The sequence below is a fragment of the Paenibacillus sp. A3 genome (assembly GCF_001399685.1).
Classification (GTDB): domain Bacteria; phylum Bacillota; class Bacilli; order Paenibacillales; family NBRC-103111; genus Paenibacillus_G.
Genome location: NZ_JTHN01000213.1, coordinates 1 through 10259, shown reverse-complemented (window position 1 = coordinate 10259; position 10259 = coordinate 1). Strand labels below are relative to the sequence as shown.

The window sequence follows — 10259 nt, the reverse complement described above, 5'->3', positions numbered from 1 at the left end:
ACCCGGGTCCCCCCGGTCACCGAGCTGAAGTCGCCTCCGGCCTCCTTAATGACCGGGGCCGATTCCCCGGTGATCGCCGATTCGTCCACGGACGCCAGCCCTTCGATTACTTCGCCGTCGCCGGGAATCATTTCGCCTTGGGATACGATGACAATATCGCCCTTCCGCAGCTCGGTGGAGGGAACCTGCTTCACGCCGGCTCCCGTCACTTTATTCGCGGTAATTTCCTTCTTCGATTTCTTAAGCGAGTCGGCCTGCGCCTTTCCTCGCCCTTCGGCGAGCGCCTCCGCGAAGTTTGCGAACAGCACCGTGAACAACAGGATGACAAACACGGTGAAGTTGAAGCCGACGCTCTCTTCCGTTCCGAAATACCCCGGCAGCAGCGTCATTAACAGCACGACGAGCGTGCCTACCTCGACCACGAACATCACCGGATTTTTCATCATCGTGACCGGATTCAGCTTCACGAAGCTTTCTTTTATCGCATTCCGGACGATCGGTCCGGACAGCATGCTTTTTCGATTCGAACTCATGGGTAACTCCCCTCTTCCTTCGCGATCTTCACGTTTAACGCAGCGTCAAATGCTCGGCCACGGGCCCAAGCACGATGGCCGGCAGGAACGTCAGCGCCCCGATAATCAGCACCGTTCCGACGAGTATGCCGACGAACAAGCCGTTGTCCGTACGGAACGTACCGACCGTCTCCGGCACCCATTGCTTGCGGCTTAGCGAACCGGCCACGGCAAGCAGCGCAATCATCGAGATGTAGCGCCCGAACAGCATCACAAGGCCGGTCGTAATGTTCCAGAACGCCGTATTGTCGCCCAGACCCTCGAAGCCGGAGCCGTTATTGGCCGCCGATGACGTATATTCGTACAGCACCTGCGAGATACCGTGGAACGACGGATTCGTGATCGCCGCTTTGCCAAGCTCAGTCGCAAGCGCAATCGCCGTCGGCGCCAAAATAATAAACGGATGCGCCAAAATCGCAATGGCAATTAATTTCATCTCACGGGCCTCAATCTTCCGCCCCAGAAATTCCGGGGTCCGTCCGACCATCAGACCTGCAAGGAAAACGCCCAGAATGGCGTACATCAGCATATTGACGAGGCCGACGCCTTTGCCGCCGAACACGCAGTTCAGCATCATCAGCGCGAGCGGCGTAATGCCTCCGAGCGGCGTCAGCGTATCGTGCATGTTGTTGACCGAGCCGGTCGTGGCCGCCGTCGTAACGGTCGTAAACAAGGCCGACATCGGGATGCCGAAGCGCACCTCTTTGCCTTCCATGCTGCCTTGGGAAGCGTCCATGCCCAGCTTGTTCAACGCCGGGTTACCGTTTAATTCGGACGTGTAGACCAGCGACAGGAACAGCACGAATAGAATGAGCATCGCGGAAAAAATAACCCAGCCTTGCTTCCGGTTTTTCGCGAACAACCCGTAGGTGTACGGCAGCGCCGCCGACAAGCACCACATCGACAGCATCTCGATCACGTTCGTCAGCGGATTCGGGTTCTCGAACGGGTGCGACGAATTGACGCCGAAGAAGCCTCCGCCGTTCGTTCCCAAGTGCTTAATCGATTCCAGCGACGCCACCGGTCCGATCGCAATTTGCTGCTCCGCCCCTTCGAGCGTCTGAACGGTGATCGTCGGCTGCAGCGTCTGCGGCACGTGCAAAGCAACCAACGCCAGCGTGACAACGAAAGCAAACGGCAGAAACACACGGGTGTGCGCTTTGACGAAATCCTCGTAGAAGTTGCCGAGCGTCTTGCCCTTGGTCGTGACGCCGCGGATAAAGGCGATCGCCACGCACAGCCCCGTCGCCGCGGAAGTAAACATCATCATGGTGATTAGAGCCATTTGCGACAAATAAGAAAGTCCCGACTCCCCGCTATAATGCTGCAGGTTCGTGTTCGTCATGAAGCTGATGACCGTATTGAAGGACAAGGTCTGCTCCATATTGTCAATGCCGTTCGGATTGAGCGGCAGCAGCTTTTGCAGCCTTAACAGCAAATAGCCTAAGGCCACCAGCACAAGATTGGTCACGATAAAGCTAAGTCCGTACGTTTTCCATGTCATCCCTTTGCGTTCGCGCAGCCCGATCAGCTTATAGATCAGCCGCTCCGCCCATCCGAACAAGCGATCCGTACGATTGGCCTCGCCGGAAAAGACATGATATAAATAAGTGCCGAGCGGCTTCGCCAGCAGCACCAGAATCCCTATGACAATGGCTATTTGCAAAATACCCACGGGGTCCAAACCTCCTTTAATGAACAAGCCGAATCCGGATCGTTAAAACTTCTCCGGATGAATCAAGGCATACGCCAAATAGATGAATACGAATAAAGTCAATCCTCCGATGACGATCATCGCCCGTCCCCTCCCGATTCCTCGGTTACCCGGCTGCACCAGGTCAGAAAGCCCCAGAACACCACGTAGGTTCCAGCCAACAGCAATACCATGTACAAGTCCGCCACTTTCCAACGCCTCCTTCCGGGCGATTGCGCCCGTTTACTCCAAATGGCCATCTATCAAAAATCCGACATCGTCGCCGTTCGTATAAATGACATGATGCGCGCCAAGCCCCTTATATACGAGCCGGGGGCTCGGATTGCTTGTAATCAGGTAAATCGGCCCGTTCGTCCACGTCCGGCAAATCTGAATGTACCGGCACGACAAGTTCAGGCTTTTCTCGAATAAAAATACCCGGTTGACCGCAAACTGCGGCACGGTCCACGACTCGCAGCCCGACGTGTCGATCGTCACCACGTTCCCGACGCCAAGCCCGGCCAGCTTCCTATGCTCGGCCTTGCTGTTGGCAAGAGCCGCGAGGCGAAGCTGCCGTCTTTGCAGCTCGCGGATAAAATTTTCTCCCGCCTTATTCGGCGCCGACACCAGAATATAGCCGGATGATGCTTTGGTCATTTTTTCTCGTTCTCCTCCTGTTCACTCCAGGAGAAAAGGCAACAAAAAAGAAGCCTTGGGCAAGAGGTGACTCTTCCCGCGGCTTCCAAGGCACGGTGAAACATACCGTGTCCTATGAGCTCACGACAATCGTTGCCTCTCTCTATACGCTTACGAGGTTAGCTGACGGATTCGGGCGTGAGAGTCGCCCTACCCCAGCGCTTGCAAGGCAAGCGCGAAGAGATTCACCCCATGGGATGGGATCGGCGCGCCTAACGCGCCGTCCTGTCCCGTTGGTTCCCCCGCTTCCCGGCGAGCCGGGAATTCAGCGATATACTGCATGGAATGGCTGCATTTTTAATAAGTTTACGAATGGAACTAATGTTCCGTTTTTCCAAAAAAGGCAATAAAAAAACCACAGAGGCAGGAGCCCTGTGGTCGCTATACGATCACAAGCTTCATCATCCTCTCTCCATTCGAACAGCCGTTAACGGCTGTTCGATCCAACGCTGACGAGGTTAGCTGACGGATTCGGGCGGTGAGAGTCGCCCTACCCCAGTGCATGCTTCACATGCACGATGAGGATTCACCCCGGGGACGCATGGCTTTCGGCTCTCACACCGGCAGCACAGGCTTCCCTTGTGGTTCCCCCGCTTTCCGCACGAAGCGGAAATTAAGCGATAAGAATTTGGAAACTGTAAATTTATGAATTGAATATTACGCTTGTCGGAAGCAACTGTAAAGAACGGCGGGAATGGCTCTGGAGCGAAATAGGGGAAGTTCGGGCACATAAGAGCGCTTTCTCAGATATGGTTCTTTTCCAATCTCTACAAATCTCACTATTTCTTCGTTTTTCATAAATCGTGATCTTTTTCTCAGCACTCCGTTCCCGGCTACAGCCAGATCCCGCTCTCAATCCGCAACAAGCCATGGCCGGAGGAGTACATATAAGCAAAGGCCTCGTAGGTTACCGCTCCCACAAACACTTGAACGGACTTCAGCTCGAAGCGGTACGGCGGGTTCATCCGGTTAAAATTCGACGCCAATTCCGAGACGGTTTCAAACGCGACATCCCCCATCGCCAGCAGCTTGCCGCTCACCTTGTCTTCCCCGGAGGTTAATGCGGGAAAACCGAGTCCGGTATCGTACAGAACGCCTCTCACCCAGGCCTCGTCGCTCAGAAGCTGTGAATGCCTGGAAATAAACGGGTTGTCTTGGTGATTTAAGGAAACGACGCCATAAACGAACACATTCAATTCCGCAACCTCTTTTCTCTGGAATGCCGTTTGAGCTTAACTATAGGGGAAAACTGTTAGAAATGTATTAGGGACGGAAATTTTTGCCGGAATGGCCGGCTCCACGGCAACAAAAAAAGCTCCGTCAGCGGATTTGTCCCTGACCGAGCCTTCTTTGGCCGTTTAAAAACACCGGTTACCCTTCCTTACCCCAAGCAAATCCAATTTCTGTACATGATGCTGCGCATACTAAAACAATGAAAGCCCTGCCTCTCTTCCATCCTTGCGGCTCCGAAGACCGCGCCAGTGTGAATCAGTGTTACAACAATTCCTAATCATGGGAGTTCCTTGAATAAACGATTAAACATGTGCGGAAATAACGCTGCTTTCTCGAGGAAAATCTTCCGTGTAGGGGTTGTATGAGGGTTTAAGTATATTCTTGCGAATATCGAATAAATTTACCATAGCTCGTCCCGGATGTCAACCCAACAATCCGTTTGAATTTAAAAATCAATCGAGTTTTCGTCATTTTCGCACGAAAACGAACAAATTCGCAGCAAATGGGGGGATTTTCGTTAATACCTCGCGATTCGGAGTCCGCACACCCCGTGCATACCTCGGAGTGCCCCGCTCGCCGTTTGAGCGCCGGTATGCGTTCCGAGTATAATGGATTATAAGCAATCTTTATTTTTGTCTATTATTTGAATGTTTAAGGGAGGTGTACCTATCCACCTCACGCAGGGGATAGGGAATATTTGAGTAGTGACCCGTTACCTTTATTGTTTAACGCGGTTCTCATTATCGTCTTGGTGCTGCTGAACGGCTTTTTTGTCGCCGCGGAGTTCGCCATGGTCAAAGTAAGAAACAGCCGCATTGATACGCTCGCCCAAAGCGGCAATGTGAGCGCGCGGTTCGCGCAAAAAATTACGGGCAACCTGAACGCTTATTTATCCGCCTGCCAGCTCGGCATTACGCTTGCGTCGCTGGGACTCGGCTGGGTCGGAGAACCGGCTATCGCCGCTTTTCTCGAACCGATCCTTAAAGATTGGCTCGGCTTAAGCCCCGTCGTCATTCATACGATCTCCTTCTTTGTAGCTTTCTCGCTTATTACCGCGCTGCATATTACGCTCGGGGAGCAGTTCCCGAAGACGTACGCGATCCGCCAGTCGGAGAACGTGACGCTTTGGTCCGCGCTGCCGGTGATCATTTTCTACAAGCTGATGTACCCCTTCATCTGGATGCTGAACGGCGCGTCGAACTGGATGCTGAAGCGCGCAGGCATTGAGCCGGCCACAGAGCACGAATCGGCCCATACGGAAGAGGAAATCCGCGTCTTAGTGAAAGAAAGCCATAAAAGCGGCTTCATCGACAATACGGAGCTTACGCTTTTTGACAATATATTCGAATTTACCGAAACGAACGCGCGCGAAATTATGATCCCGCGGACGGAAATGGCCTGCTTGTATGCCAATCTGCCGTTCGAGGACAACATGGAAATCGCGCATCGCGAAATGCGTACCCGTTATCCGGTATGCGACCCGGATAAAGACAACATTATCGGCTTCGTTCATATCAAGGATCTGATGAAGTCGAACGGCGCGCTGACCGAGCTTCGCTCGATTGTGCGTCCGATCGCCAAAGTGCCGGATTCGATGCCGATCAGCAGGCTGCTCAAGCTAATGCAGTGGAAAAAAGTACAGATTGCCCTGCTCATCGACGAATACGGCGGAACTTCGGGCATGGTGACGCTGGAGGATATTTTGGAAGAAATCGTCGGCGAAATTCAAGACGAGTTCGACCCGGATGAACGGGCTCGGGTGGAGAAAAAAGACGAATTCAACTACTCCATCGACGGTCTGATGTTAATCGACGAAGTGAACGATCAGTTCGGTCTGGAAATCGAGTCCGAGGACTACGATACGATCGGCGGATGGATGTACTCGCAGGTGGAGCTTCCTCCCAAGCATGGACAGAGCGTCGTTTACCAGAACGAATTCGAGTTCGTTATCGAGGAAACGGACGATCTGCGAATCGCAAGGCTCGCCGTCCGCAAGCTGCAATCGGATTCGCAAACGCAATCGGCGTAATAAATTGCTTGAACGCGAAAGTGAGGCCCCTCGGGGGACCTCACTTTTTTATGTTGAAGATTGGACGATAGAATTGACACCTTCGCGTCTCGCGTAAGAGTGGTGCAGCATCTCTCCCGGCATTTGCAGAAACACTTCTACATACTGCTTATCGAACTGCGTGCCGCTGTGCCGGCGCAGCTCTTCCTTCGCTTCCTCCAGCGACATTCCTGAACGGTAGGGCCGGTCGGACAGCATGCTGTCGAAGGAATCGATGATATTGCAAATCCGGGCGAACGCCGGAATGTCCACCCCGCTTAAGCCATACGGATAGCCGGTTCCGTTCCATCGCTCGTGGTGAAATTCAACGATGTCGATGATCGCCTGCTCCTCCGGCGCATGAATTTTCAATATATCCGCCCCCAGTACCGGATGCTGCTTCATCATCCTCCATTCTCTTTCCGTGAGCGACGTATCTTTTTTTAGAATCGAGTCGGGCATGTAGATTTTCCCGATGTCGTGTAAGCAGCATCCGATCACCAATTGCCGGGTCTGCGCAAGATTCAGGCGCATCATCAGCGCCATGCTCTTTGCGAGCTTCCCCACCCGCAGACTATGCTCATAGGTATCGACGTCCTTTTCCATTAACCGAACCAACTCTTGAGTGACTAAACGATCCCGCACGCGTTACCCCTCCTCAGCCCATGTGTCGCGCCCTGCCGAAATCCTTCAAGCCCCTCCTTTCCGTAGTCAGGCGTGATACAATAGAGTTCGTACAATTTGTGTTGTTCGAAAAAGAAAGGAGACTTTATGCAAACCCTGCTCGCTCAAATCCATCTTCCCGAACAATTGAAACCAACAGAAAAATACACGGACGAACAAATCGTCAACATGTTTCTGACGACTTGCTCCCGATCCCCGTATACGATGAGAAATTACCGCAACGCGATCGCCAAATTCCGCCGCTTTATCGGCGATAAATCCTTACAGGACGTGACCTGGCGGGAAATTGAGGTCTATAAAATCGGCCTGCTTGAAGGGCTGTTAAGCCGCGCGAACAAGCCCCAAGCTCCGGCGACGGTGGCCATACATATTGCGCCTCTGCGCTCGCTTTACAAGTGGGGCAGCGACCCGAACATCGGCATGTTCAAGCATAACCCGACCACCTGCATCCGCATTCCCAAAATCCCCGTGAACAGTAAAAATCATTATTTGACGAAGGCCGAAGTGCTTCGTTTGTTCGAGCAGTTAAAGCAGCAAGGGCTGCGCGATTACGTCATTGGAGTCACGCTGGTGCTGCTCGGCATCCGGGTATCGGAGCTGGTTTCGATCCAGTGGAACCATTTCCACACGGACCCCGAAGGTGCTTCCATGTGGCTTACGATTCGTGGCAAAGGCGATAAAGAACGCGAAGTCAAGGTGCCGCACATGCTGTGGACGCTGCTTCAAGCTTATGATGCAACGAGGCCGGGGTCGTCCGGTCCGGATGACAAGCTGTTCCCTTTATCCGTCCGGATTGTCGAGAAAATTATTAAGAAAGCCCGCGAGCAATGCGGTATGGAGAAGAAGGCGACCCCTCACTGGCTCCGCCATACGAACGCGACTCTCGCCCTCCTGCGCGGCGCTTCCTTGCAGCAGGTACAGGAATCGCTCGGGCATACGCACATCAACACCACGCAGCGCTATCTCCATACGGTCCAGCAAATTAAAAAAGCGGCCCCCGACTATGTCGAAGACTGCTTCAAAGATAGCTTATAGGCATTTCATCCTATGTTTTTCCATAATTCTCTTGTTTCATTGGTTAATATTGACTATAATACAAAAAAGAAATATTTGTAGAAATAGTATGAATTTCATAAATAAATGTCGAACAACACAAATTGTACGAACCCCATTGTAACGTATCGCCTATGAAAAAGCACCCCATTTTCCACCGTCCGTCGTTGCCCGCGAACGGCCGCAACCGCTTGCGGCCCGCTCTTTGTTTCTTTCGTGCGTCAGCCGTCTTCCGCAGCCATTTTGGGATCGTTTCGTTTTGGGCTATAATACTAGCAAAGACGCTTCATGAGCAGGAACAGAATGGAGAATTGATATGAAGTACGATGTTATCGTCATCGGCGGCGGACCCTCAGGCTTAATGGCCTGTATTGCTGCGAGCAGGCAGGGCGCCCGCGTCGTGCTGGTCGATAAAGGGGACAAGCTCGGACGCAAGCTCGGCATTTCCGGCGGAGGCCGGTGCAACGTCACGAACGCGAAGGAAATCGATGAGATTATTAAGCATATTCCGGGCAACGGACGGTTTTTGCACAGTGCGCTCGCCCACTTCGGCAATCGCGAAATCATCGCTTTTTTCGAAAATCTCGGCATCCGGCTGAAGGAAGAAGACAATGGGAGGATGTTTCCTGTTACGGATAAAGCCAAGACCGTCGTGGACGCGCTCGTCGGCCAAGTCCGCAAGCAAGGCGTGGACATTAAAGTAAACCGCGCGGTGGAGCGAGTGCTTTATCAAGACGGACGCACCGCAGGCATTCGCCTTCGGACGGGTGAGACGATCGCCGGCAAATGCGTCGTCATCGCCAGCGGAGGCAAATCGGTGCCGCATACCGGCTCGACCGGCGACGGCTACACTTGGGCCGAGGATGCGGGACATACGATCACGCCGCTGTTTCCCACCGAGGTTCCGCTGACGTCCGGCGAGCCCTTTATCAAGAGCCGCGAGCTCCAAGGCTTGTCGCTGCGGAACGTGGAGCTTACGGTCTGGAATGCCAAGGGAAAGAAAATCATTTCCCATCAGGGCGACATGCTGTTTACCCATTTCGGCCTATCCGGCCCGATTGCGCTGCGGTGCAGTCAATTTGTCGTGAAGGAGCGGCAAAAAACGGCGGAGAAACAGGTGCTGACCACCATTGATCTGCATCCGGACAAAAGCGTGCAGGAGATCTACGACGAGACGATGGCTTTGGCTAAAAGCGAGCCGAAAAAAGCGGTCAAAAACGTGCTGAAGGGCTATGTCTCCGAACGCCTCGTCCCGCTTCTGCTCCGGCAAGCCGGACTGGACGAGCAAACGACGTACGATAATATTCCGAAACAGCCGTGGATGGAATTAAGCAAACGGATCAAAACGTTCCCCGTGCAGGTGAACGGGACGCTGTCGATCGAGGAGGCTTTTGTCACCGGAGGCGGGGTGAATTTGAAGGAGCTCGATCCGCGGACGATGGGGTCGAAGCTTATGGAAGGGCTGTTCTTTTGCGGTGAGATTCTCGACATCCACGGGTATACCGGAGGCTACAACATCACGGCGGCCTTCGCCACAGGCTATACGGCAGGGACGTTTGCCGCACAGGCCGCGCAAGGCGCGCTTGAAGCGTAGAAGCCCGGTCTCTTTTCCCAAAAACACGAAGAAAGAGGGTGGCCCGCAGGCCATCCTCTTTCGGTTTATGATGAGCGGCTTGTCGACAGGTTACAGCTCAGTCAGCGCTTGAACCACCAAGTAAGGCAGCATCCCGATAGCAATAAGACCGAACAGAAACCCTTTTACGATGGACTTTAAAGCATGGATCATGATGCATTCCTCCCTACACTCTTTTTATCTGTGTCTAATCTGTGAATTACTTTCATTGTAAATTTCAATTGTTACGAATTTATGACGCTAACCTGAAAGGAACATAAAATAAACAAAAAACGGGGGTCCCTTCGTTAAAAAGGAACTCCCGTTTCTATTCGACATAAGGCTCGATATGAACGTGCACGTTTCCGATCTGATGCTCCTCCAGCATCCGCTTCTCGATCTCGTCGCTGATTTCGTGACTTTCGCCGACGGACAGCTCGGCGCTGACCTCCACGACGACGTCCAGCAGCACGCTGCTGCCGTGCACCCGGGCCCGGATATCCTTGATCCGCTCTACGCCGGGCGTCTGATGCACCGTCTGCTGGAACACCTCCAGCTTTTTATCGTCGAACCCGTCGGTTAGCGCGTGAGCGGCATCGATGAATACGTCCCACGCCGTCTTGCAGATGACCAAGCCGACGGCGAGCGCCGCGGCCGCATCCAGGATCG

At 53.3% G+C, this 10259-nt stretch carries 10 protein-coding genes and 2 riboswitches; of the genes, 3 read left to right on the top strand and 7 right to left on the bottom strand.

The window, feature by feature from the left end; translation table 11 throughout:
- The 5 genes from QJ48_RS28620 to QJ48_RS28605 all read right to left on the bottom strand — a co-directional run.
- The coding region (locus QJ48_RS28620; protein WP_157261783.1) for an HAD-IC family P-type ATPase at positions 1-533 on the bottom strand (533 nt) is incomplete at its 3' end.
- Positions 534-567: 34 nt separating this feature from the next.
- On the bottom strand, positions 568-2247 hold the full coding sequence (gene kdpA / locus QJ48_RS28615) for a potassium-transporting ATPase subunit KdpA (protein ID WP_054976786.1): 1680 nt from the start codon (positions 2245-2247) through the stop codon (positions 568-570).
- Positions 2248-2289: 42 nt separating this feature from the next.
- Positions 2290-2367: a potassium-transporting ATPase subunit F gene (locus tag QJ48_RS39550; protein ID WP_100085834.1), complete on the bottom strand. Its 78-nt coding sequence runs from the start codon at positions 2365-2367 to the stop codon at positions 2290-2292.
- A 141-nt stretch (positions 2368-2508) separates the two neighbouring features.
- Positions 2509-2922, bottom strand: coding sequence for a hypothetical protein (locus QJ48_RS28610; RefSeq protein WP_054976785.1), 414 nt, complete (start codon positions 2920-2922; stop codon positions 2509-2511).
- 131 nt (positions 2923-3053) lie between these two features.
- Positions 3054-3242, bottom strand: a riboswitch (cyclic di-AMP (ydaO/yuaA leader).
- A gap of 151 nt (positions 3243-3393) precedes the next feature.
- Positions 3394-3591, bottom strand: a riboswitch (cyclic di-AMP (ydaO/yuaA leader).
- Positions 3592-3794: 203 nt separating this feature from the next.
- Entirely contained in the window at positions 3795-4151 is a 357-nt protein-coding gene (locus tag QJ48_RS28605) for a gamma-glutamylcyclotransferase (RefSeq protein WP_237763097.1), read from the bottom strand.
- 740 nt (positions 4152-4891) lie between these two features.
- On the opposite strand from QJ48_RS28605, the gene QJ48_RS28600 reads away from it, so the two are divergent.
- Positions 4892-6223: a hemolysin family protein gene (locus tag QJ48_RS28600; protein WP_054976783.1), complete on the top strand. Its 1332-nt coding sequence runs from the start codon at positions 4892-4894 to the stop codon at positions 6221-6223.
- Between the two features lie 48 nt (positions 6224-6271).
- On the opposite strand, the gene QJ48_RS28595 is transcribed toward QJ48_RS28600, so the two are convergent.
- Entirely contained in the window at positions 6272-6886 is a 615-nt protein-coding gene (locus tag QJ48_RS28595; RefSeq protein WP_237763096.1) for an HD-GYP domain-containing protein, read from the bottom strand.
- 126 nt (positions 6887-7012) lie between these two features.
- Between QJ48_RS28595 and QJ48_RS28590 the strand changes: the two genes are divergently transcribed.
- Positions 7013-7960, top strand: coding sequence for a tyrosine-type recombinase/integrase (locus tag QJ48_RS28590; protein ID WP_054976781.1), 948 nt, complete (start codon positions 7013-7015; stop codon positions 7958-7960).
- 334 nt (positions 7961-8294) lie between these two features.
- Positions 8295-9572, top strand: coding sequence for an NAD(P)/FAD-dependent oxidoreductase (locus QJ48_RS28585; protein WP_054976780.1), 1278 nt, complete (start codon positions 8295-8297; stop codon positions 9570-9572).
- A 346-nt stretch (positions 9573-9918) separates the two neighbouring features.
- Here QJ48_RS28585 and QJ48_RS28580 read toward each other — a convergent pair.
- Positions 9919-10259 (bottom strand): cation diffusion facilitator family transporter (locus QJ48_RS28580; protein ID WP_272948163.1); only part of this gene is annotated, 341 nt, incomplete at its 5' end.

Bases quoted from the DNA above. Each gene is read 5' to 3' on its own strand.
- QJ48_RS39550 (WP_100085834.1), bottom strand. From the start codon at position 2,367: ATGATCGTCATCGGAGGATTGACTTTATTCGTATTCATCTATTTGGCG.
- QJ48_RS28610 (WP_054976785.1), bottom strand. From the start codon at position 2,922: ATGACCAAAGCATCATCCGGCTATATTCTGGTGTCGGCGCCGAATAAG.
- QJ48_RS28590 (WP_054976781.1), top strand. From the start codon at position 7,013: ATGCAAACCCTGCTCGCTCAAATCCATCTTCCCGAACAATTGAAACCA.
- QJ48_RS28585 (WP_054976780.1), top strand. From the start codon at position 8,295: ATGAAGTACGATGTTATCGTCATCGGCGGCGGACCCTCAGGCTTAATG.